We start from the raw sequence: 23,916 nt of genomic DNA on the forward strand, positions 1-23,916 counted from the left end.
GATAGTCCCTTAATCACCATAACCTAACAATATGAAAACACTTAAAAAAGTTGTTCTGGCCGCGCTTTGCCTTTTTGCAGCCAACGGAACGTTTGCCCAACAGAAAGGCGATACCTCATCAACAGTATCAGAAACCCCGGCTGCTTCAGGCAGCGGCACTGATACTACTGCCACTAACTACCGCGAAAAAATGCGAAATCTGCAAGAGCAGATGCGTAACGTGCAAAGGCAAATGAATGATCTGCGTGCCCAGCAATCCAAATTAAATATGGAGCACGTGCAGGCCATGGGCGACAAGATAAATGACCGTAGCTTCTCTATAGGCGGCAGCGATGAAAACGGCCACCGTACTTACATGAGAGGTGATGATTACATTGCCAAAAAGATAGCCAGCGGCGAGGTGAAAGAGAAAACCAAGCCGTACACCAAAAGCTACACCATTAGCGCAACCGATAAAATTGCGATAGATAACCAGTTTGGTAAAGTAAACGTAAATACCTGGGCCAAAAACGAGGTGAAGGTTGATGTAGAAATTAAAGCCGATGGCGATAATGATACTGAAGCGCAGAAGATACTGGATAGGGTGACCATTAAAGATGGTAAAGAAGGCGAGGGCGTATCTTTTAAAACAGATATTGAAAAAACCGGCGAGGAGAACAACTGGGGATCGTGGGACGATGATGGTAAAAGCCATGTTAGGCGTGTGGTAGTAAACTACACGGTTTATATGCCTGCAAAAAATGCCCTGAGCATCAGCAACAGGTTTGGTGAAGTTACCGTCCCCGATCTGAGCGGTAAACTATCGCTTGATGTAAAGTTCGGCAACCTTACTGCCAAAGATCTGTCTAACCCAATGAACGAGATCAACGTAAAATTTGGCGACGCCACCATCGCAAACTTAAACAGCGACGAGTTTAACATCAGCTACGGAACCGCTAAAATTGGTACTGCCGATAAGCTGAAAGCCAAAGTAAGCTTTGCAGGTTTAGATGTGGATAAGCTAACCTCATCAGGCGACATCACCTTAAAATATACCCGCGGTGGTACTGGTTTTAAAGTGGGCGAACTGGATAAAAACCTGAAGAGCCTCAACATTGATGCATCTTTCAGCAAAGTGGTACTTAACCCGAAAGACAATTTCGATTTTGATATTAGCACAAAAATGGGCGGCTTTAATTACGATGACTCTGCCGTAAGTGTAACCAACACTACCCCCACAGATGGCGAACGCAAATACTACAACCCTAACAAAACCTACAAAGGCCACGCCGGTAAAGGTGGTTCGGCCAAAACGGTTACTATTAAATCAAACTTCACCAGTATTAAGTTTGATCAGTAAGCGGCTGTTGAAGAAGCGTTATGATTAGTTTGTTTTTGCAAGCCCTGCCGTAAAAAGCAGGGTTTACTTTTTAAAGGTCGGCCTGTCATGCTGAGGCACTCGAAGCATAAGCGTCGGCCCTCTGCACCATGCTTCGAGTGCCTCAGCATGACAATGCGCTTAAGTCATGAACTATTACCGTCATTGCGAGGTACGAAGCAATCGCGAACTATACAGAGCGGCTCTGCAAGTCGGGTGCTTCGACGGAGCTCAGCATGACAAACGCTTCGTTCCTCGCAATGACGATTTTCTTGAAAAATCCGAAATCGAAAATCCGACTTCCGAAATCCTACAACACCCTACACAACAATCCCTTCAAATACTCCCCTTCCGGGAACGAAGCCCTAACCGGGTGATCCTCCGGCTGGCAAAATTGGTAGATAAATTGCACTTCCTTACCTGCATCCAATGCCGCCCAGGCCAGTACTTGTTTAAAGTTATCGATATCCATAGCGCCAGAGCATGAATAGGTAGCCAGCAAGCCGCCTTTGTTCAGCAACAGCATGGCAATACGGTTCAAATCTTTGTAAGCACGTGCAGCACGATCAAGCGCCGAGCGTGATGGCGCATATTTAGGTGGATCGAGAACGATCAGATCGAACGTCTCGCCATCTTCTTTAAACTTGCGCAGTTGCTTGTTTACGTCGGATTGGAAAGCTCTATGTATATCGGCATTCAGACCGTTCAGTTCAATATTTTGTTTCAGGGTTTCTATCGCCAGTGCCGAACTATCTACACTGGTAACCGAAACTGCGCCTTGCTTTAGGCTATTTAAGGTGAAGCCGCCGGTATAGCAAAAGCAATCCAACACCTTTTTGCCTTTGGTATGCGCAGCCACAATATGGCGGTTATCCCGCTGATCGCAGTAGAAACCAGACTTCTGGCCTTCGGCGATGTTGATGCCGTAAACTACATTGTTCTCTTTCACTTCCACAATTTCGGGTGGATGGGCACCGGCCAGTACGCCGCCGTTTGATGCACCAAGTCCCTCATGCTCGCGCGATGAAGCGTCACTTTTATCGAAGATGCCTTTAGGTTGCAACAGTTTCTCCAGCTCATCAATAATAACAGCTTTATTGTTTTCGATACCCGATGTGAGGATCTGTAAAGAAAGATAATCAGCATATTTATCAACGATTAACCCCGGCAGGTAATCAGCCTCGCTGAAAATTAAGCGGCAGGTATTGGTGCTGCCATCGGACAATAATTCGGCACGACTTGCTACTGCCACTGCCACTTTCTTACGGAACCAGTCGCCATCAATAGCCACATCCTCGTTCCACTCCAGCAGTCGCAGCGCCACGCGCGATTGATCGTTGTAAAAGCCGTAAGCCATAAACTTACCATCCGTACTCAGCAGGCGCACCACATCGCCATTGGCCGGTTTGCCCTTCACCTTATCTATCGCACCCGAGAACAACCATGGGTGCCTTTGCATTACCGCTTTTTCTTTCCCTTTTTTAAGGATCACATCAATCATGGTGCAAAGATAAGATTTGGTTGGCAGTTGTCGGTTATCAGTTGTCGGTACAATGATTTTCGTCGTGAGAGATTTATATATTTATCGAAATCTTTCATAATGTATAATTATCATATCAAACCCTTTATACTTTTAGTTTTTACTGTATTCGTTTGGGGCTCCTGCAAAAGCAAATCATCACATAATACGCTTAGCAATACCACTACGACATCTGCTAAAACAGCTCCAACTGAAGAAGCTCAACAATTAATTAAAAAATTTGGCCCTATTATTAACGGTGTCTGGGTAAAGCAAGATTATATTGATAAGGTGATTAAAACTAAGTCTCCTTTTGAGGCAATGGACTTGGCAATTGGATTAACGACCTTTAAAGTTAGTTTAGACTCAATTAGAGGCGATAGCCTGGTAGCACATGGTGGTTGGGATAATCATGAAGGTGCTGATATGAAGATAAAATTCCATAGCGGTAAAAGGGCTTCAACCATATTGTTAAATGGAAGTGAGCTGGGCTATGAAATTCACGGAAGGGATACGATGCTAATACTTTATAAAACTAAAACCGATGATGTTCCTACAACAATGTATATCAGAGTATTAAAAAGACCTTTTAAACATGATGGCGATTTAGATGATGGTCTTGTTTATCTAATGAATAAAGGCTTGGTGGCCGGAAAATATTTTGTAATTGACAGCCTTGGCAAGAAAGCCGATGTTGTTTTAAGTCCTTTCGGGAAAATTACAGGGTTGTCTTCATTTAAAAGCTATATGATTGATTATGATCTTGGCGGTGAACCGATGAATAATTTAGATGGATTTACATTTGATATATACACCAAACATCAACAGTCTTATACATTTAAAATAATGGCCGATACATTAAGCCTTTATGAAACGCGTCCCAATGCCGATTCAACCCTGCTCTTAGTAGATAAGCTGAAATATAAACTGATTAGAAAGCGATAATCCACTTATGAGTAAGATGAAGTAGCCCTCTCAACAACAGACAACCGATAACAGACAACCAAAAAAACTATCTTTGCCTCCATGGAAACCATCACCTGGAACGATTTTGAAAAGGTAGCCCTGCATGCTGGCACCATACTGGAAGCGATTGATTATCCCGAAGCACGTAAACCTGCTTATAAGGTAAGGGTTGATTTTGGCGAACACGGCATCAAATGGTCGAGTGCGCAGATTACGAAACATTATACGAAAGAAGAGTTGGTTGGCCGTCAAATTTTGGGTGTGATTAATTTCCCTAAAAAACAGATCGGTAAATTTATGTCGGAGTTTCTGGTAACAGGACTGGCTGACGAGAACGGCGATATCGTACTAACGGCAATTGAACGCCCGGTACCCAACGGAAGCAAACTAATATGAGGTATATCAATTTTGAGGGCGAAGCCATCATTTCGCCCGATGATTTTTTCATGAACGAAGCCATCCGCGAAGCCAAACTGGCTTTGGCCGAAGATGAGATCCCTATTGGTGCCATTGTGGTTTGCAAAGGGCAGATCATCGGTCGCGGGCATAACTTAACCGAGCGGCTAAATGATGTTTCGGCCCATGCAGAAATGCAGGCTCTAACAGCCGCAGCCAATTATATGGGCGGCAAGTATTTACCCGAGTGTACCCTATATGTAACCATGGAACCCTGCGTTATGTGCGCAGGTGCATCGTACTGGTTCCAGGTTGGCCGCATTGTTTTTGGGGCTTATGATGCCCGGCTGGGTTTCGGCAGGTTGAACCAGAAAATCACCCATCCCAAAACATTAATTACCGGTGGCATTCGCGAAAATGAGTGCGGGCAGATGGTGAAAGACTTCTTTAAAAGCCGCCGCCAGAAAACTTGACATTAACAGAACAAATAATGAACATAGGGCTTTATATTTGTAACACATTCTTTTAACCTTTAAAAATACGATTATGGCATTCGAACTACCGGCGCTATCATACGCAACCGACGCACTGGAACCACACATTGATAAATTGACTATGGAAATTCACCATGGCAAACATCACCAGGCTTATGTTACTAACCTTAACAAAGCGCTTGAGGGTAAACCAGAAGCAACCAGCAATATTGAAGATATCGTTAAAAATATTTCAAAATTCCCTGCAGCAGTACGCAACAACGGCGGTGGCCACTATAACCACTCTTTGTTCTGGACCTGGCTTTCACCTAACGGTGGCGGCGAGCCTACAGGCGCACTGGCTGATGCAATTAAAAGCACTTTCGGTTCATTCGCCGATTTTAAAACTAAAGTAAGCGAAGCCGGTGCAACCCGTTTCGGTTCTGGCTGGGCATGGTTAATTGTTACGCCTGATAAAAAACTGGCTATCACCTCAACCCCTAACCAGGATAGCCCTTTAATGGACATCGCTGAGGTAAAAGGTACTCCAATTTTCGGTATCGATGTTTGGGAGCACGCTTACTACCTTAAATATCAGAACCGTCGCCCGGACTACCTTGCAGCTATCTGGAATGTAGTGAACTGGAACCACGTTGCTGAATTATACGCAAAAGCGGTTTAACCCCCCGGCCCCCTAAAGGGGGTGTAAGGAAATATAAGGACACCATTGCACACAAATGCAATGGTGTTCTTGTTTAATGACTATTAGTAACACATTAATAAATTTAACCATTCTCATCCGCCTTACGGCGGAGGCAAGGGGGCGAGGCTATGAAAGCAGTAGTATTAGAAAGCGCCGAAAGGCCAATTGTATATAAAGAGATTGATAAACCGGTTTTAGGCCCGGGCGAAGCCTTAGTTCAGATTAAAGCCGCTGCGTTGAACCGCCGCGATTACTGGATTACCATTGGCAAGTATGCCGGGATTAAATATCCTTCGGTATTGGGTTCTGATGGTTCGGGTATTGTGACTGAGGTTTTTGATGAGACCGACAAGCATTGGCTAAACCAGGAAGTAATCATCAACCCAAGTAATAACTGGGGAGATAGTGCGAGTTATAAATCAGACGATTTTAAAATTCTTGGCCTGCCAGATTATGGCACATTGGCCGAATATGTAAAGGTGGAAGTCAAATACTTGCATTACAAACCGGCACACCTGAGCTGGGAACAGGCTGCGGCTATTCCCTTGGCTGGGTTGACTACCTATCGTGCGCTGTTCACTAAAGGGCAGGCTAAAAAAGGTGATAAGGTGCTGATAGTTGGTGTAGGATCTGGCACAGGGACATTCGCTTTGCAATGGGCTGTGGCTGCGGGTTGCCAGGTATTTGTAACATCGGGCAACGGCGAAAAGATAGATCGTGCAAGGCACTTAGGCGCGGCGGCCGGTGTAAACTATAAAGCACAGGATTGGGCTGAAGAACTGAAACACATGGCAGGTGGTTTTGATGTGGTAATTGATAGTGCGCTGGGAAATGATTTTGCCAAGGTGATTGATCTGTGTAACCCCGGAGCGCGAATTGTTACATTTGGCGGTACGGCTGGCAATATCCCGGCGTTTAATGCCCGTCCGCTTTTCTGGAAGCAGCTGCAATTGCTTGGTACTACTATGGGCACGCCCGAGGAGTTTGAAGCCATGCTGAAACTGGTAAACGATAAAAAGATTATCCCGGTAATTGACGAGGTATTTACGATGGCCGATGCCGAAAAAGCTTTTGGTAAAATGGAAAATTCATCACAATTTGGTAAGCTTGTACTCACCAACTAAATGAATACCATCCAGCTGATTGTTGACAGCATAAAACAGGAAACCCGCGATACGGCTACTTTTTACCTCCGCCCTGCTAATGGCGAGCAGATAATTTATCAGGCCGGGCAGTTTATTACGCTGATATTTACGCATCATGATGAGGAGATTACGCGATCTTATTCGTTGAGTTCATCACCTCATGAAGAGTTGTTGTCGATCACGGTTAAGCGGATTTCAAACGGTGAAATTTCCCGGTTTATGCTGGCTCATGTAAAGGCAGGCGATACGTTGACGGCTATTCGACCCGCTGGTAGGTTTGTATTACCTGAGAATCTAAGCCATCGCCAACTGATTTACTTTTCAGCAGGTAGCGGCATTGTGCCTGTTTTTGCTCAGTTGAAATATGCTTTGGCGGAGGGAATGGATTTGCGGTTTACGTTGATCTATAGCAGCCAGTCTACTACCGATATTATCTTTAAAGCACAGCTGGATGAGTTATCACTTAGCCATCCAAATCAATTGTCAATTAAATACCTCATCAGCGACGAAGCCAATCGCCTCAATAATTTGATGGTAGAAAAACTGGTGAAACAACTCACCAACGGCCATTACGATGATACGTTATTTTACATCTGCGGACCGTTTCCCTATATGCGGATGATCCAGTTTGCGTTGCATTATATGGGTGTACATTCGGGCAATATCCATAAGGAAAACTTTGTGCTCGAAACCATCCCGGTAACCAGCAGCATCACCAATTTCCCGCCCCATAAAATTAAGATCCATTTAAAAAATGAGTGGTACGATCTGATGGTGGGCGAAAATCAATCTATACTGCAAGCTGCGCTGCAAAATAATATCCAGTTACCTTATAGTTGCCGAAGCGGTGCATGCTCGGCCTGTTTCGCCAGATGTACCAACGGCAAGGTTGAAGTAGCCAGTAACGAAGTACTGACACCTGATGATATGAGGAATGGTTACATACTAACCTGTACCGGCCACCCGCTTGATGATGATGTAGTGATTGAGTTTAATTAAGCTTTGCTTGTTGTTTGTTAAACTCCTTACGCCAGTCCAGGTAGCCCATAAAAGCAATAACGGCGTAAATGGCATACATAATTGCTGTGGGCTGCAGGTGTTTGATGAAGTAAACTCCGATATAGATCAGATCAACAAATACCCACATCAGCCAGTTCTGGTAAATTTTGCGGGCCATAAATAGCTGGGCTATCAGGCTCACGGCTGTACAAAAACTATCGAGATATGGGTAAGCGGCGGGTTTATAATGTAGAATGGGGGAAAGTTTAATCAGCGTATAACCTAATGAAGGTGTGATTAAAGCAATAGCAATTATAGTCCAGATAATTTGCTTGCTAGTGATAGATACTACCGGAATCTTAACCTCCGGTTCTTTCTTATGGCTCCAAAAATACCAGCCGTAAATATTAGCCCCTAAAAAATAAAACTGCAAACCCATATCTGCATACAGGCGGGCTTCAAAAAAAATGAAGATATAAAGCGTTACGCTGATTATGGCGAAAGGCCAGTTCCAGATGTTATTAATGGCAGCCAGGTAAACGCACAGCAAACCCGTAATAACACCAATCAGCTCTATATAATTTGTCAATTTGTTAATTCGGCAATTTGTTAATTAATTTGTCAATTAGCCAATTCGGCAATTTGTCAATGAGAAATTCTACACATAGCGTTCATTGACAAATTGCCGAATTAACAAATTGGCTAATTATCTACCAGATCTTCACCCGTTTATCAGGATCAACCCACATTTTGTCGCCTTTTTTAATACCGAAGGCTTCGTAAAACTCGGGTACATTGGCAAACGGACCATTTACTCGTAAAAAGCCTGGGGCATGTACGTCGGTAACAATCTGGTTTTTCAGGGCTTCTTCACGCTCTTCGCCCAGCCAGCCTAAGGCATAACCCAGGAAGAAACGCTGCATCGGTGTTAATCCATTGATTTTTTTACCTTCTTTATATTGCTCGGTTTTCTTGAATGCATCAACTCCGATTACAATACCACCTAAGTCGGCAATATTTTCGCCTTGTGAAGCCTTGCCGTTAACATGCAGGCCGTATACGGTAAAGTTGTTAAACTGATCGATGATAACCTGTGCGCGTTGCGTAAACTTAGCAGAATCCTGCAAAGTCCACCATGCTTTCAGGTTTCCTTTGGCATCAAACTGGCGGCCTTCATCATCAAAACCATGGGTAATTTCGTGGCCGATGGTTGATGCTGCTGCATAACCATAAACTACGGCATCATCCACATCCTCATCCTTAACACCGGGGATCATAAACTGGGCTGCCGGCAATACAATCTCGTTGTTAGATGGATTGTAATATGCATTGTAGGTTTGCGGTGTCATATCCCATTCGGTACGGTCAACTGGTTTACCCAGTTTGCCGGCCTCGCGTTTGTGCCAGAAAAGAGCGGCATTAATTACGTTTTGGGCATAAGGGCTTTTCACGATGGTTAAGTCAGAGAAATCTTTCCATTTATCAGGATAGCCAACCTTAGGGTTTACTTTCGATAGTTTATCCAGTGCTTTCGTTTTGGTTGCGCTGCTCATCCAGTCCAGTTTCTCAATATGCTCTTTAAAGCTGCTGCGGATGGCTTCAACCAATTTTACATAACGCTCTTTGGTTTGCTCCGGGAAGTATTCTTTCACAAATAACTGGCCCAGTACTTCGCCCATCAGGCTGTTTTCTGCGTCAATAACCTGTTTCCAGCGTGGTAACTGTGTTTTCTTACCGGAAATTACCTGTCCGTTAAAACGGAAGTTTTCGTCACGGAATGATTTGCTTAGCTGTGAGCTAAACTCGCTTACCAGGTTTTTGCGCAGGTAAACTTTCCAGTCGGCAATGCTGTAAGTAGTCAGTGCTTTGCTTAGGGCACGGTAGTACTCCGGCTGACCAACAATAACAGTATCTACTTTTTTATAGTCCATTTTCTCAAACAGATCTTTCCAGTCTATTTGTGGCGTTAACTTGCTCAGCTCAGCCACCGGCATTTTGTTGTAATTTTTGTACGGGTCGCGCAGGTCTTCCAATTTGCGTGAGCTGTCTGCCAAAAATTTCTCCAGGTCATAAACCTTCTGTGTTCCGGCAGTAGCGGCGGCATCATCCAGTCCTGATAGTTTTAAAACAGCAGGTAAATGCGTTTGCTGATAGTCGGTACGGATCTTGGCGCTCTGCTCGTCTTTATTAAAATAATAATCGCGGTTAGGCAGGCCGATACCCGATTGATACAACTGAAGCATCATTTTATCGCTGTTTTTGGCATCCTGACCAACGTAAGCACCAATAGGTGTGGTTACGCCAATGTTTGATAAATGCGCAAATTCATCCAGTAATGATTTGGTGTCCTTTACTGCCTCAATCTTATCCAGTTCAGCTTTTAATGGCGATAGGCCCTGTTTTTCAATACCTACGGTATCCATACCGCTATAGTAGAAATCGCCAATTTTTTGCGAATTGGTGCCTTTTGCGGCATTTTCTTTCAGCGCGTCTTCGTTGATCTTCTTTAAGCGGTCGCGTAGTTCATCGCTAACCAGGTTGCCAATACCCCAGCGCGAGTAAGCCGGAGGGATGGGGTTCTTTTTTATCCAGCCACCGTTGGCATACTTAAAAAAGTCGTCGCCGGGTTTAACGGTAGTGTCCAGATTTTTATATACCGCATCATTTGCAGCATAATCTGGTGTTGCATTATTGTGGCATGCGCTTAATAGCATCAATGCAGCGGCCGCGCATAGCGGGCCTGAGAGTATCTTTTTATTCATTTTGATAGATTGTATTTGGTTCTGTACACAATTTAGGAATTGCTGTATAGAAAAATGGAATTGTTTTTAAAATACTACACTAAAAATTAGTGTTTTAATAAATACCCTGGAAAAAACCTGATAAAGAAACGTCAAAATAGTAGCAAATTTTGCGTAGCGTGTCTAACCTAACGTCAATTTTGCCCGATTCCAGTCGTGCAATATTAATACTGGTTTCGCTGTAGAACCGCTCCTGTGTAACCTGGTTTTGGCGGCGAAGACGCTTAATTTGCAATGCAACCTTCTTTTTAAAGGCATCTTCTGAATTGTTAAGGTATTCAAAATCAGTTAGTAACATATTTTACTTTTATTTTTTAGGGGTCATCTTAATAATTCGCTGCCGCTGCAAATTAGTTAATATGGTTTCGCAGAAAGCAATAAAATATAAGGTGAAAATAGTAAATTCTGACGTATTAGTAAGGATATAATTAAAATTGTGGCTTTACTTTTGTAATGTTCTTAATGACTCTACATCATCTATGAAAAACAACATCTACCTGTAGAAAATTTGTTTTTGAATTCTCAGACGCCCAAGCTGAGGTTTTTTGTTCTTTGTTTTGGGTTTAATCAATAGTTTAAATTAATTAGGGGAAAGGGAGCTTCGCAAGAGCTCTCTTTTTTTTGCGTCTAAATTTTACTATGCATGCATAGTATTCCATATCTTTGAATACCAATATATACCGCATATATGAATTTCGAATTTACTGAAGAACAACTGATGATTCGCCAGGCTGCGCGCGATTTTGCGCAAAATGAATTAAAGCCCGGTGTGATTGACCGCGACGAACACCAAAAGTTTCCTGCCGAACAAATGAAGAAACTGGGCGAACTCGGTTTTTTAGGCATGATGGTATCGCCCCAATATGGCGGTGGTGGTTTGGATACCATATCGTATGTACTGGCGATGGAAGAGCTATCTAAAATTGATGCTTCAGCATCGGTAGTAGTTTCGGTTAATAATTCGCTGGTATGCTATGGATTGGAGAAATATGGCAGCGAAGAGCAAAAACAAAAATATTTGGTACCATTAGCCAAAGGAGAAGTGATAGGTGCTTTTTGCCTTTCGGAACCCGAGGCAGGATCAGACGCTACATCGCAGCATACCACCGCTATTGATATGGGCGATTATTACCTGCTTAACGGTACCAAAAACTGGATCACCAACGGCAGCTCGGCATCTACCTATATCGTTATTGCACAAACACGTGCCGAAAAACGCGGTAAGGGAATCAACGCGCTTATTGTTGAGCGTGGCATGGAAGGCTTTACCATCGGCCCCAAAGAAAACAAAATGGGTATCCGTGGCTCAGATACACACTCGATCATGTTTACAGATGTTAAAGTGCCCAAAGCAAACCGTATTGGCGAAGATGGTTCGGGCTTCCCTTTTGCCATGAAAGTGCTGGAGGGTGGCCGCATCGGGATTGCGGCACAGGCCTTGGGTATTGCATCGGGTGCTTATGAGCTAGCGCTGAATTACTCGAAAGAACGCAAAACTTTTGGTAAGCCATTATCAGACCACCAGGCCATTCAGTTTAAACTGGCTGATATGGCTACCGAGATTGACGCTGCCCGTTTGCTTTGCCTGCGTGCCGCCTGGTTAAAAGATCATGGACAACCTTATGGCTCGGCAAGTGCTATGGCTAAGCTGTTTGCATCAGAAGCGGCTATGAAAGTTGCTGTAGAAGCAGTACAGATACACGGTGGCTATGGCTTTGTAAAAGAGTACCATGTAGAGCGATTGATGCGTGATGCCAAGATCACACAAATTTATGAGGGTACGTCTGAGATTCAGAAAATTGTCATATCGCGCGAATTATTGAAATAATTGGCCGCTGTTATTACCTTTGCTAAGACTACTGTTTTGGTAGACTATACGTTTGCCCCCGGCTTTAAAAAAACAACCATTGCTCGTGGCATATCGTTATATTTAAAAAACAAACTCTTGCAATGAAAATCCGCATCGTACTCTTAGCCCTGCTGTTAATAAGCGCCAGCACTTTTGCACAACAAAAATTAACCAAAGGTATTTGGAGGGGTACGTTACAGATACCTTCCGGCGAACTGCCTTTTAATTTTGAGGTTAAGGATACTGCCGGGCACCAGCAAATAGCTATTATTAATGGCAGCGAGCGCTTTAGGGTTAATAATATTAAAATTAAGGACGATTCGGTATTGATCCAGATGCCGCTGTTTGACTCAGAATTTAAGCTGAAGTTTGAAGGAGCGAGCCTAAAAGGAAACTGGGTCCGCCACCTGGGCGAACGTGATGTGCTGATCCCTTTTGCGGCAGAGCCGGGCGTAGCTTATCGTTTTAAAGAGAGTGAGCCTACTAAGTATAGCATTGCCGGCACGTGGTCGGCCATTATTGGGGTTGATCAGCCTGATACCACTGTGGCTATATTTAAACAAACCGGCAGTAAAGTAACCGGCACGTTTTTAACCACCACCGGCGATTACCGCTATTTGGAGGGATCACTCTCGGGTAATAAGCTATCCCTGTCGTGCTTTGATGGCGGCCATGCATTTTTGTTCACCGCTACTTTAAAAGATGAGTATACGCTGGTTGATGGCCTTTTCGGTAAAACGCCGTGGCATGCGGTACGTAACGAGAATGCTAAACTACCGGATGCCTACTCGCTTACCTTCCTGAAACCGAGTTATAAAAAACTGGAGTTCTCGTTCCCTGATCTGGACGGTAACAAAGTATCCTTAAGCGATGCCCGCTTTAAAAATAAGGTTGTGATTGTAGAAATTATGGGTTCGTGGTGCCCTAACTGTATGGATCAAACCGCTTACCTGGTAAACTATTATAAAAAATACCACAACAAAGGCGTAGAGGTGGTTGACCTTGCTTACGAGCGCACTACAGATTTCAACAAATCGAAGGCATCACTGCTACGCGAGAAAAATCACTTCAATATACCCTACCCGATATTAATTACCGGCCATACCAGCAACAAAAAGGAAACCGGCGAAAGCCTGCCCGCGCTGGCCAATTTCTTCTCGTTCCCAACCACGCTTATCATCGATAAAAAAGGCGACGTGCGTAAAATTTATACCGGCTTTAGCGGCCCCGGTACCGGTGAGTATTACACCGAGTTTATCAGCCAGTTTGAGAAAATAACGCAGGATTTGTTGGCAGAGAAATAGTTTTGGTAGAGAGACGTAAGATAAATAAGAAAGGCGATTGCATACAATCGCCTTTCTTATTTAAATCGATGACCACCTGCCGTCATTGCGAGGAACGAAGCAATCCCCGACCTACAGAGACAGTGCTTTGATTAACGCAATAACTGTGATCATTTGTTTGTGCTGTAACGTACGTTAGCCCCGCTCAATCGCCGCGGGTTGGCTGTTACTTTTGGCTTGATCCAAAAGTAACCAATACTTAGCGCAGCGATTTCATGAACACCTATTAAAAACAATTAAAGTGTGAATAACATCAAGACGCAAAAAAGCTCCACCGCACACATCCACTCCACGGCCACGCTTTTGCGTCCGGGCCACCGCTTCTTTTGATTGTCCTAATGCTTCTCTTTTTTGACTTTGATCTTGTTTCTTGACTCTCGATTCTTGGCTCTCTTTTTCTGACAAACAGCTTCGGCCAAAAGCGGGCAGAACATGGCGGCCTTGTGTGCTCGTCGCCATTGTTGGTGTTGTCACCAACAATTATTAACTATTCACTCATCAAGTGTTGTTGGTAACAACACCAACAACGGCGAGTAAAATTGTCATTTCGACGATAGGAGAAATCTTATACGACAGAACTTCTAAGCGCAGAAGATCTCTCCTATCGTCGAGATGACAAATGGGTACAGGCTTCGCTATGCCATAGCAAAGCCCTGATGCCTATGCTTCGACGGGGCTCAGCATGAAAAATATTTTTAAAGGGGTAAAGTTGTTATTAATAGGATGATTAGCTAAGGTTTTATCCAACCAGAGCTTCGCGGGCAAACAGCTTGGAGTTTACGGTTTCCAGGAACTGTCGTCGCGGTTTTAGGCCTTGCGTCGATCGCAGGCCTGCGGCAATAGCATAAATAATTTCTTTTTCGGATTTAACCGGACAATGCTTTTTGAAAAGATCTATCAGGTATTCAACCTCATAAATTTCTTCGCACGTGATAAACCCGCGGTCCTCCGGTTTCTTTTTTTCATCAACCCACGACCAGTCCTCGCTTAGAATTTTTTGTATTGACATGATGATAAAGATTTTAGGGAGCGTTAAGTAAATTAGTGTATTAAAGGTAACTATTAACTCCAACGAAATCAACCCGTGAAAACACCTGTTTAATAGGTTATTATCCACCTTTGTTTATAGAAAGGAACTTATAAGGAGAAGAGGTTATACGTTATACGGGCGGCGTTATATGTTTGATTCTAAGTAATCAACTACCATACGCTATCCCAGAAAACGTATAACGTAATACGTCCAACGTTAAACGATATACTATTTAAAATAAGCCTCGTATTGCGCAGGTAAAGCGGTAATTTGCTGAATCTGAATGTCTTTATAATACACCTCCGCCGATTCGCTTTGCAGCTGAATTTTACCATGGGTAAGCGGTTTAATCACATCGCCATCTTTGTAACGCGAGTTCGATAATGCCATAGCCACGTGCCCGTTCACAATATGCAAAGCTTTATCGCCGAATACAATCAATTCCAATTCTGTCCATGCGCCGGGGCCTTTGGTTTCGTAATCGGCAATGGCCTGGCAGTAGCCGCCGTAATCGTGCTTCTCACCTTTGGGGTCGAAGATATAAGTTGTGGTATCACGTCTTTTGGTAGAGCGGATGTCTATATGCGATGATGCAATCGGCCAGTAATCGCCCATCGTACCCTCGCCCACCTGGAACTCCTGCCCCAACATCCACGAGTGCCAGTAATCAACCCCGGCAGGGCCCTGCGAGTTGTAGAGTACGCCCGAGTCCATATAATCATGCAAACGCGGGACGAATTTATTTTTGCCCCATCTAATCTTCAGTTTCAGGCGATAATTTGCAAAATCCTGCTTCGTAAATACACAGCCATAGATCTCGCCGCTGATGCGCAACACTGGTTGGCCGTTTTCCATCACTACAGAAAATACATGGGCGGTATCTTTATTGTAGCCGATAGCTTTTATATCGTTACCCTGGGCATCTTTAGGTATTTTGCCACCGTCGCCATCAGTGTGCTTAAAGCTGAGGTACTTGTCCCACCGGCTCATGTTTTTATCTAACAAATTCACCCACTTACCAGCCGGTTGAAAAGAGGTACAGAACAGCAGGCAAGCACCCGCGCAAAAGCTAATTGATAGAGATTTCATGATCATGAGGTTTGTACAAACTTAGTTATTCGCAAGCCGCAATTGTGCTGATATTTTAACAAAACATCCGCTAATAATTGCCTGATGTTAGATGAGTTTTAAGCCGAGGCCGGGTTCGTTGTTCAGGATCCATTTACCATCGGCAAAATTGGGGTTCACAAAAGGATTGTTGCTGGTCAGAAAAGGGCCATCCAGATCGGCCCAGTCGCATTGTGGTGCCAATGCTGCCGCGGCTAAAGTAGCGCAACTGGTTTCGCTCATGCAACCGATCAGGATTTTTAGGTTCAATTCCCGCGCTTTGGCAATCATGCGTTGAGCCTCAAAAATCCCTGCCGATTTCATGAGTTTAATGTTGATACCGTGATATATACCCTCAGCCTTAGCTACATCGTCTAGGCGCTGTACGGCCTCATCAGCAATAATGGGGATGGGGCTGCGTTCGGTGAGCCAGGCATTGCTATCTAAGTCGGTTTTGGGCATGGGTTGCTCAATTAATACTACGCCGTGTTCGTGCAGCCAGTGAGTCATATCGAGGCTTTGCTGCAAATCTGTCCAGCCCTGGTTGGCATCAACATAGAGTGGTTTGTCGGTGATGGAGCGGATGGTATTGATCAGTTCCTTATCACTGTCTCTGCCGAGTTTTACTTTTATCACCTTACAATTATCTGCCCCTTTAATTTTTTCGCGGATCACTTCCGGCGTGTCAATGCCAACGGTAAAACTGGTGACCGGCATTAGTGCCGGGTCGCTGCCAAAAATTTGCCAGCAGGGTTTGCCTTGTAATTTTCCATCGAGATCGTGCAGAGCCATATCGATCGCGGCCTTGATGGCGGGCTGCCCCGGAGCAAGGCTATCCAGGTAGTTTAATGTGCTCTCAAAGTCGAATGGATAGCTAAAACTCGCCATTTCTACCTTACTTAAATAAGTAATAGCCGATTGGTGATTTTCGCCCATATACGGCACCATCGAAGCCTCGCCATAGCCTGTAAGTCCCTCATGTTCAATCTGTAATAAAATGATTGGGGTAGAGGTTCGCGAAAATTTAGCGATGGTAAAGCGATGTTTCAGTTCGAGCTCGTATGTGCGATAAGTCAGTTTCATGTTAAAAAGTAAAGCTAAAAATTTAAGGTAAAAATCATGTTTATCTTTGCACCATGGCCGAGCAAATTTATTACCCGTTTCAAAGCTTTAAAGCAAGTAAAAAGTTATGTTTTTTAACGGGAAAACCACTAAATAGTTCTGAAGAACAGATAACCGTTTTCCCGCAATGGCTCATGAGCCGTTATAAGCTGGAAGATCAGCCCTTTAAGTTACTCGATGAAAGCATCCTGACCTATAAAGACCTCAAATTACCTTGTAGCGCTGAAGCTAACGAACTTTATGTTGAACCTTTAGAGCGCGAAATTGAAGCAGCCTTTACTAAAGGCTACGATGCTGTAAAAGAACTGGATGAGCTCCGTATATTTCAATGGGCTGCCAAGTGGCTGCACGGTATTATATTTAATGAGCTACAAGCCGCCATGCGCCAGCAAAATGCAGAGGGTGAAGAGTTTAGCGTATCGCAATCTATTTTGCAGCGCTTTACCAATTTGCATGTGATGCTGCAAACGCTTAACCTGTCCATTAAGTTCGAAGAGGATTTTAAGCCTTATAGCCTTTTCTTATTTAAGGTGGATAATGCAGAGAATGAGTTTGCCTATCGCGATGAAGTAAGTACGGTAACATTCTCCCTGAGAATCAATGATTTTGGCCTGATTATCAATCTGCAAGATAACGGCACCATCGGCCGTTATAACCAGGCGATATACGATAAGATCAAAGATCAAACCCTTCACCCTATCCAGTTCGAGGAGTTTTCGGCGAGGGTGTTTTATTCGGCATACCTGTTTAACCGTTTGCCGAATTATGATATTATGCCGGTTGGCGACGAGATCTATATAGAGCCCCAGCAACTGCGTGGCACCAGCCCTAAGCCCATGTTTGATGAATGGCAGGTAAAAACATACGGACAGGTGCTCGAAAATTTCTGGGAAAAATGGGGCTACCTGTTACTGGAGATCATCAAAGACCCAGATAACCCGGTAAGCCATTTATTTGATGCCGAAGGTAATTTTAAACCTGCCGACAGCTTAGGATTAGAAAAATAAGCCCCAAAAGCTTATTTAACCTTAGTATGGTTATGATGGTGTGTAACCCTGTGCCTGTTGAAATGAACAGAACGGTTACGCACCATTTGTGCTGATGCGGTATTGTAGCCTAAAGCTACCAAAAGGGCAATGCTTGTTATTTTAGCGAGTTTCATAATAATAGTATGGGGCATTGAATTAATAATAATACGTTGATTGGGAAAAAATATTACGTTAAATGCTGTATTTCAGATAATAAATTTAAAACCGATAAGTTAAAACAGGGTATATAGTTATATAATAATACCCCCGATGAAAAAAACTACTTACTATTTCCCTGCGCTGTTATTGCTGATCATTTTTTTTGCGTCCTGTAAAAAAGATAATACTGACAATATTACCAATAATACCAATACGCTTGTAAACACGCCAACGCCTACCAAATTGGGCCTTTACGAGTCAGATTCATCTATTTATAAGTTGCTTTTTATTGCGGTGCCTAAAATTGGCACGCAAACGGTAAACCAGTTCATGATATTTGATACCGGCTCGGGAGGGATGGTGATTGATGCGCATGAAGTTTTACCCGCCTCTATGGTTACCAGTAGCGGGTTTAATTTTACCGGCGACTCGACCGTGGTTGATGGTATTACGATCACCAACCAAACTTCTACTATCTCTTATGGGGCAGATGATGCCACCACAGAAAAAGTATACGGCAACCTGGCTTACGCCACAGTAACCATTGGCGACCATGACGGTACCATTTCTGTGAAACGATTGCCTTTCTTTTTATACTATAAAGGCACCGATAGCCAGGGTAAAACTGAGGATGTAGGCGCGTTTGATATTTTCGGCGTAGATTCTGAGTATGATGTAACCTTCAATAATGGCGCTTATATCACCAGTCCGCTTAGTTATTTTGTGCCGGCTACCGGGCTTACCAAAGGGTTTAAAATGGCCGCGCTGGGTACAAGCAACTTTTCGGTAAATGGTACTTATGTACCCAATGTGCTTTCACTTGGCCTTACCTCGTCCGATCTGAGCTCTACATCGGGCTTCACCATGCATACCTTAACGTCCGATCCGGGTTATGGCTATTCGGTTGTTATTCCGGGCAGTTATACTTATGGCGGCAAAACGGTTTCTAAGGCTTATGAAGTATTTGATACGGGTACCGAACCTTACTCGTACTTCCAGGACCCAACCGCAGCCAGCAAAGTTACCTTGTTACCAACCGGTACCAATGTGTCTGTTACCACCAGCAGTAATTTTAATTACAGTTTCAATACAACAGCCACCGATTATTTAACTTATGTAGAAAACCCAAATTCGTCGGGAGGGGCTGTATCGATTATCAGTTTGGAGTATTTTCTGAATAACGCGTATATGTTAGATTATGATGATCATAAACTGGGGTTGAAGAATAATTAAGAACCTCAATATAAACCCACGTCATTGCGAGGTACGAAGCAATCCCCGACTTGCAGAGCGGCTCTGTATAGTTCGCGATTGCTTCGTTCCTCGCAATGACGGTGAGGGGACATGGTGGTCTTGTTTCCTGTTTTTTGCTTCTATTCCCTACAATCCAAACTGCTGTAAAAACATCGGAATAATATGCGGATATAATATAATGGTAATAGCCAAACCGCTGATGGCGCCAAAAAAGTGAGCATCGTGGTTAATGTTATCGCGCGAGTTTTTAGAGGCCCAGGCACAGTACACCAGGTAAAGCACACCGAATAAGATGGCCGGAATTGGCACCGGGATAAACATCAGGTACATTTTACTTAGCGGGCTAAATAAAATAAAGCTAAAAATTACCGCGCTGATAGCACCCGATGCGCCGAGGCTATGGTACCACAAATCGTTTTTGTGTTTTTGCACCGTTGGCAAATCGCTCAGTATTAAGCTGGCTGCGTATAGTACCCCAAACTGCCAATGCCCCAGATAACCTGCCTCGAGTTGAAAGGCAAAAAAGTAGAACGACAGCATATTGAAAAACAAATGGCTCCAATCGCGGTGAATTAAGCCGCTGGTGATCAGGGTATAAATACGGGTTCCGCGCGATACACTGTATGGATGCAGCGTAGCACGGGAGTAAAACTCTTCGTTATAAAAAGCAAATAAAGAGGTAATTAGTGTTATGGCAAATATGGCCGAAGCAACCGGCGCAGCAATAAGATATTCGAGCATGTTAGTTTAAATCAAGTTTGGTATCGGTAAGCAAACGGCTCACCGGGTAACGAAGATAGGTTTTTTCGAACCATGGCGAATTATGGTATACAAATTCTAACTGCATGGATGCACTGGCAGCCAGTTTAGGGTTCTTCGCTTTTTCGGCTTCCAGTTTCTTTTGCAGATCGGGGTTGTTTTTTAGGTACTCAGCAGCAGTGTCTTCAAACACATAATCAGAGTAATGTTCCTTTTGGCCAAGCACCGAATCAAAGAAATTCCAGGCAAAGAATGAATCCACGCCCTGCGGTTCCAGGGTTTCTACAATATAACGGTTAATGGCTTGGTTGGTGTATACTACATAATCACCTGCGTAAAACTTAATGCTGCTTTGTATCGGGTTCAGCTTCACATCGCTATGCAGGTAATGGCCTTCGTAGGGGCGCTGGCCGGTTTTGTAATCGGCTATGTAGTACATCTGCAAATTGAGGGTGGTATCGTGGCTTAACCTGTGCATCGCTACCTTGTTCAGCTTAAACAGATCAATCACTTTGCCCCAGGCTTGCGGGATTATATAAGCCACCGGTTTATCGGCAAAGGCAGTAGCTTTATAAGTGTTATAATACTTTATAGTTTTTGTATATGGCTTGTTGCGGTCGTAATATAGACGAGGCAAACCGCTTATTTCGCTCGGCTTATGGCCAAACTCATAACCTTTAAAGGTGATGGTATCGAAATGCTCCTGATCCAGATCCCAGTTGAGGGCGAATGTTTTTTGTTTGGCGACAGATGCATCTACCTGCTGTTTTAACTGGCCGATCAGGACATGGTCGCGCTCCACGATGCTGATGAGATGATCCATAAAATCATAAGTCGAATACACGCGTTTGTCATACTGTTTCAGCATGTGTGTTTCTGTTATATAACTGATGATGTTATGTTGGGCAGTATAGCCGGTGCAAAAACGAGGGGTTTCCAGGAAAGATACAATGCCCGAATCCGGCGTACCCTTTTCACTCTCCACATAAGGGATCATTTCATAACCGCTTTTTTTCATTCGTTTGTATAGCTCGGGCGATAAGGTCTCTGAAGTATACTTAGCCAATATCGGGTTTTGCTTGTCTTTCTGCGTTTCAATCAGCGTCATTACATACTGGTAATCTGCGCCATCGCTGGTGTGGTTATCCAGAAAAACTTCGGGCTGCCAGGTGTTTAAAATCTGCTCAAAAGCCAATGCGTTACGGCTATCGGCCTTAATAAAATCGCGGTTCAGATCCAGGTTGCGAGAGTTGCCACGAAAACCATAAGCACGCGGACCATTCTGACTAATCCTCGATACGCCTCTATTTAAACAACCATCAATATTGTAAACGGCAATTATACAAACAACCACATCATTGGGCAGCTTGTTATTCTTCAGCAAATCGCGGCTCAACATCATGCTGGCATCAATACCCTCCGGCTCGCCGGGATGGATGCCGTTATTGATCAAAAGCACGCGCTTGTTTTGCTTCTTGATTTGTGCCGGGTCAAACACTTTATCTTTCGAAAGCACGATTAGGGTTAACGGCTTGCCAATATCTGTCATCCCATAATTAATCAGCTTCATTTGCGGATATTTGGCCGCCAGCTGATGGTAATAGGCAATAACTTCCGCGTAATTGGCAGTATAGTTTTTATCCTTGCTGAGCTCAAATGGGGTGAGTTGGGCATAAGAGACGAAAGGAATTAAGGACGAAAAGAGGAAGGAGAAGAGGAGTATGTGTTTTTTCATGTGTTAGAAATAATCTGTAGTTAATAATCCAATTTGTCATTGCGAGGTACGAAGCAATCTCGTCGCTAATCATACCAATCACTGCTTAAGTCATTCCAGGCCGGATTCTCACTGACAATTAAATCGATTTTACTTTGTCGTGAACCGCCTTTTAATTGTTTTTCTCTGGCAATGGCATCTTGTATCCATTGAAATTCTTCAAAGTAAACTAACTTATTACAATCGTATTTGGCACTGAACCCTTTAAATACTTTTTGTTTGTGCTCCCAAATTCTGCCTTGTAAGTCACTTGTTACACCGACGTATAAAACGGTATTGGCTTTGTTGCAAATTATATAAACGTTATAGTTATGTACCTTCATGTTTGCCTGGTATAGCTACGAGATTGCTTCGTACCTCGCAATGACAAATTTTATCCATGCGGGCGAATCAATCCCCCGCCAGCTCCGCCTGCACCTTCTTGGGCAAACTTTTAACAATCAGGGCGTACGAATGATCAATCATTCCATAGATCTGCTTATACGTGAGTGAACCATCAATAAAAACCGTATTCCAATGCGTTTTATTCATGTGGTAACCGGGCTGTACTTCGGTGTGTTGCTCGCGCAGCTCAATGGCCAGTTCGGGGTCGCACTTTACGTTGAATCGGTTGCCCTGTTCGAGGCCGATCAACAGAAATATTTTACCGGCTACTTTAAAAACCAGGGTGTCTTCGCCGAAGGGCAAACCTTCGGTGGTGGCGGGCTTTTGCATGCAGTAATCGCGGACTTCTTCAACATTCATGGGTAGCTGTTTTTAAAATGAATTGACAGAGCTGCAAATAAAGCCCTAATTTGCACAATATTTTTTGCGTATGAACAGCCAATTAAATTTTACTGTAGCCGAGCGTTTTCTGCGCTACGTAACCATAGATACCCAGTCGGACGGCGAATCGCCAACCTGCCCATCAACAGAAAAACAAAAGAATTTAGGTAGACTTTTAGTTGAAGAACTATTAGCCATTGGCCTTACTGATGCCGAAATAGATGAGAACGGTTATGTATATGCCACCATTCCGGCCACGAGCGATAAAGATAATATCTCGGTACTGTGTTTCTGCTCGCACATGGATACTTCGCCCGATTGCAGCGGCGAGAACGTGAAACCCTTAGTGCACAAAAACTACCAGGGACAGGATTTGGTTTTGCCGGATGACAATAGCATTGTGCTGAAAATGGCAGAACATCCTGATTTGAAAAACCAGATAGGTAATGATGTAATTACTGCCAGCGGTACAACCTTATTGGGTGCCGATAATAAAGCAGGCCTTGCCGAAATTATGGATGCAGCCTATCAGCTTATTAATCACCCTGAAATTAAACACGGTAAGATCAGGATATTGTTTACACCTGATGAAGAGATTGGCCGTGGCGTAGATAAAGCCGACCTGAAAAAATTAGGTGCCGATGTGGGCTATACCATGGACGGTGAAAGCGCAGGCCATTTCGAGAATGAAACATTCTCTGCCGATGGTGCTAAATTGATTATCAACGGTATTAGCTCACACCCTGGTTTTGCCAAAGGTAATATGCAAAGCGCTATTAAAATTGCGGGAAAGATTATTGCTGCCCTGCCACACGAACTTTCGCCCGAAGGCACCGAAGGTATGGAAGGTTTTGTGCACCCGGTATCGGTAAGCGGCCACGCCGAGCAGGCGGTGATTGATTTTATTATCCGCGATTTTGAGGATGAAAAATTGGTTGACTATGCCAACGTGATTCGCAGTATTGCTAATGGGGTAATTAAAAGTTTCCCGGGTACGACGTTTGATCTACAAGTGAAGGAACAATACCGAAACATGAAAAAGGTACTGGATCAACATCCTAAAATTACCGAATATGGTTTAGAGGCTATTAAACGTGCCGGATTAAAACCAGAGCTGAAAAGCATCCGTGGTGGTACTGATGGTTCGCGCTTATCATTTATGGGATTGCCTTGCCCTAATATTTTTGCCGGCGAGCATGCGTTTCATGGTAAACAGGAATGGGTTTCTATACAGGATATGCAAAAGGCAGTGGAAGTTATTTTGAACCTGGCAGAGGTTTGGGAAGAAAATAGTTAAGGTTTGGGGATTAACATTTTAAGCTATATTAATTGGGCCACGATAAGGCATTGACAAATTGTCGAATTAA

25 protein-coding genes are annotated in these 23,916 nt (G+C 43.8%); 12 read left to right on the plus strand and 13 right to left on the minus strand.

Annotated features, from left to right (window positions below):
- Positions 1-31: 31 nt before the first annotated feature.
- A complete protein-coding gene (locus PQO05_RS01655) occupies positions 32-1,339 on the plus strand; it encodes a DUF4097 family beta strand repeat-containing protein (protein ID WP_273630899.1) in 1,308 nt (435 codons plus the stop codon).
- Between the two features lie 328 nt (positions 1,340-1,667).
- Here the strand turns inward: PQO05_RS01655 and PQO05_RS01660 are convergent, their stop codons facing one another.
- On the minus strand, positions 1,668-2,858 hold the full coding sequence (locus PQO05_RS01660) for a class I SAM-dependent rRNA methyltransferase (RefSeq protein WP_273630900.1): 1,191 nt from the start codon (positions 2,856-2,858) through the stop codon (positions 1,668-1,670).
- A 99-nt stretch (positions 2,859-2,957) separates the two neighbouring features.
- On the opposite strand from PQO05_RS01660, the gene PQO05_RS01665 reads away from it, so the two are divergent.
- From PQO05_RS01665 to PQO05_RS01690, 6 genes are all read left to right on the plus strand, one after another.
- The gene (locus PQO05_RS01665) at positions 2,958-3,821 is read left to right on the plus strand and encodes a hypothetical protein (RefSeq protein ID WP_273630901.1); all 864 of its coding nucleotides are present in this window, start codon (positions 2,958-2,960) and stop codon (positions 3,819-3,821) included.
- A gap of 81 nt (positions 3,822-3,902) precedes the next feature.
- On the plus strand, positions 3,903-4,238 hold the full coding sequence (locus tag PQO05_RS01670; RefSeq protein ID WP_273630902.1) for a tRNA-binding protein: 336 nt from the start codon (positions 3,903-3,905) through the stop codon (positions 4,236-4,238).
- On the plus strand, positions 4,235-4,711 hold the full coding sequence (locus tag PQO05_RS01675; protein WP_273630903.1) for a nucleoside deaminase: 477 nt from the start codon (positions 4,235-4,237) through the stop codon (positions 4,709-4,711). Before PQO05_RS01670 ends, PQO05_RS01675 begins: the two co-directional genes overlap by 4 nt.
- 73 nt (positions 4,712-4,784) lie before the next feature.
- Positions 4,785-5,393, plus strand: a complete 609-nt coding sequence (locus PQO05_RS01680) for a superoxide dismutase (RefSeq protein ID WP_273630904.1) — start codon at positions 4,785-4,787, stop codon at positions 5,391-5,393.
- Positions 5,394-5,542: 149 nt separating this feature from the next.
- Positions 5,543-6,538 carry a zinc-binding dehydrogenase gene (locus PQO05_RS01685; protein WP_273630905.1) on the plus strand — a complete coding sequence of 332 codons (996 nt, stop codon included), beginning with the start codon at positions 5,543-5,545 and terminating at the stop codon, positions 6,536-6,538.
- Positions 6,539-7,558 carry a ferredoxin--NADP reductase gene (locus PQO05_RS01690; protein WP_273630906.1) on the plus strand — a complete coding sequence of 340 codons (1,020 nt, stop codon included), beginning with the start codon at positions 6,539-6,541 and terminating at the stop codon, positions 7,556-7,558. It begins immediately after the preceding gene.
- Here the strand turns inward: PQO05_RS01690 and pnuC are convergent.
- The 3 genes from pnuC to PQO05_RS01705 form a co-directional block, all read right to left on the minus strand.
- Entirely contained in the window at positions 7,551-8,147 is a 597-nt protein-coding gene (pnuC, locus tag PQO05_RS01695) for a nicotinamide riboside transporter PnuC (protein ID WP_273630907.1), read from the minus strand. The genes PQO05_RS01690 and pnuC overlap by 8 nt on opposite strands.
- Before the next feature lie 121 nt (positions 8,148-8,268).
- Positions 8,269-10,320 (minus strand): M13 family metallopeptidase, encoded by a 2,052-nt coding sequence (locus tag PQO05_RS01700; RefSeq protein WP_273630908.1) that lies wholly within the window; start codon positions 10,318-10,320, stop codon positions 8,269-8,271.
- A 94-nt stretch (positions 10,321-10,414) separates the two neighbouring features.
- On the minus strand, positions 10,415-10,657 hold the full coding sequence (locus PQO05_RS01705; RefSeq protein WP_174313382.1) for a helix-turn-helix domain-containing protein: 243 nt from the start codon (positions 10,655-10,657) through the stop codon (positions 10,415-10,417).
- Between the two features lie 390 nt (positions 10,658-11,047).
- Between PQO05_RS01705 and PQO05_RS01710 the strand changes: the two genes are divergently transcribed.
- Positions 11,048-12,187: an acyl-CoA dehydrogenase family protein gene (locus tag PQO05_RS01710; RefSeq protein WP_273630909.1), complete on the plus strand. Its 1,140-nt coding sequence runs from the start codon at positions 11,048-11,050 to the stop codon at positions 12,185-12,187.
- A gap of 122 nt (positions 12,188-12,309) precedes the next feature.
- Complete coding sequence (locus PQO05_RS01715; protein WP_273630910.1) at positions 12,310-13,512, plus strand: TlpA disulfide reductase family protein; 1,203 nt, start codon at positions 12,310-12,312, stop codon at positions 13,510-13,512.
- A 252-nt stretch (positions 13,513-13,764) separates the two neighbouring features.
- On the opposite strand, the gene PQO05_RS01720 is transcribed toward PQO05_RS01715, so the two are convergent.
- From PQO05_RS01720 to PQO05_RS01735, 4 genes are all read right to left on the minus strand, one after another.
- Positions 13,765-14,010, minus strand: coding sequence for a hypothetical protein (locus PQO05_RS01720; RefSeq protein ID WP_273630911.1), 246 nt, complete (start codon positions 14,008-14,010; stop codon positions 13,765-13,767).
- A gap of 280 nt (positions 14,011-14,290) precedes the next feature.
- Positions 14,291-14,560, minus strand: coding sequence for a hypothetical protein (locus tag PQO05_RS01725; protein WP_273630912.1), 270 nt, complete (start codon positions 14,558-14,560; stop codon positions 14,291-14,293).
- A gap of 249 nt (positions 14,561-14,809) precedes the next feature.
- Positions 14,810-15,670, minus strand: coding sequence for a 3-keto-disaccharide hydrolase (locus PQO05_RS01730; protein ID WP_273630913.1), 861 nt, complete (start codon positions 15,668-15,670; stop codon positions 14,810-14,812).
- 87 nt (positions 15,671-15,757) lie between these two features.
- The gene (locus tag PQO05_RS01735; protein WP_273630914.1) at positions 15,758-16,771 is read right to left on the minus strand and encodes a dipeptide epimerase; all 1,014 of its coding nucleotides are present in this window, start codon (positions 16,769-16,771) and stop codon (positions 15,758-15,760) included.
- 53 nt (positions 16,772-16,824) lie between these two features.
- Here PQO05_RS01735 and PQO05_RS01740 point away from each other — a divergent pair, with 53 nt between their 5' ends.
- Entirely contained in the window at positions 16,825-17,817 is a 993-nt protein-coding gene (locus PQO05_RS01740; RefSeq protein WP_273630915.1) for a hypothetical protein, read from the plus strand.
- Positions 17,818-17,828: 11 nt separating this feature from the next.
- Here the strand turns inward: PQO05_RS01740 and PQO05_RS01745 are convergent, their stop codons facing one another.
- Positions 17,829-17,990: a hypothetical protein gene (locus PQO05_RS01745; RefSeq protein ID WP_273630916.1), complete on the minus strand. Its 162-nt coding sequence runs from the start codon at positions 17,988-17,990 to the stop codon at positions 17,829-17,831.
- 118 nt (positions 17,991-18,108) lie between these two features.
- Here PQO05_RS01745 and PQO05_RS01750 point away from each other — a divergent pair, with 118 nt between their 5' ends.
- On the plus strand, positions 18,109-19,230 hold the full coding sequence (locus PQO05_RS01750; protein WP_273630917.1) for a hypothetical protein: 1,122 nt from the start codon (positions 18,109-18,111) through the stop codon (positions 19,228-19,230).
- A gap of 147 nt (positions 19,231-19,377) precedes the next feature.
- On the opposite strand, the gene PQO05_RS01755 is transcribed toward PQO05_RS01750, so the two are convergent.
- The 4 genes from PQO05_RS01755 to PQO05_RS01770 form a co-directional block, all read right to left on the minus strand.
- Entirely contained in the window at positions 19,378-19,992 is a 615-nt protein-coding gene (locus PQO05_RS01755) for a rhomboid family intramembrane serine protease (protein WP_273630918.1), read from the minus strand.
- Position 19,993: 1 nt separating this feature from the next.
- The gene (locus PQO05_RS01760) at positions 19,994-21,745 is read right to left on the minus strand and encodes a M14 family zinc carboxypeptidase (protein ID WP_273630919.1); all 1,752 of its coding nucleotides are present in this window, start codon (positions 21,743-21,745) and stop codon (positions 19,994-19,996) included.
- A gap of 65 nt (positions 21,746-21,810) precedes the next feature.
- A complete protein-coding gene (locus tag PQO05_RS01765; protein WP_273630920.1) occupies positions 21,811-22,107 on the minus strand; it encodes a GIY-YIG nuclease family protein in 297 nt (98 codons plus the stop codon).
- A gap of 67 nt (positions 22,108-22,174) precedes the next feature.
- Entirely contained in the window at positions 22,175-22,528 is a 354-nt protein-coding gene (locus PQO05_RS01770; protein ID WP_273630921.1) for an MmcQ/YjbR family DNA-binding protein, read from the minus strand.
- Positions 22,529-22,598: 70 nt separating this feature from the next.
- Here PQO05_RS01770 and pepT point away from each other — a divergent pair, with 70 nt between their 5' ends.
- Complete coding sequence (pepT, locus tag PQO05_RS01775; protein WP_273630922.1) at positions 22,599-23,846, plus strand: peptidase T; 1,248 nt, start codon at positions 22,599-22,601, stop codon at positions 23,844-23,846.
- Positions 23,847-23,916 lie beyond the last annotated feature (70 nt).

Source organism: Mucilaginibacter jinjuensis, assembly GCF_028596025.1.
Taxonomy (GTDB): domain Bacteria; phylum Bacteroidota; class Bacteroidia; order Sphingobacteriales; family Sphingobacteriaceae; genus Mucilaginibacter; species Mucilaginibacter jinjuensis.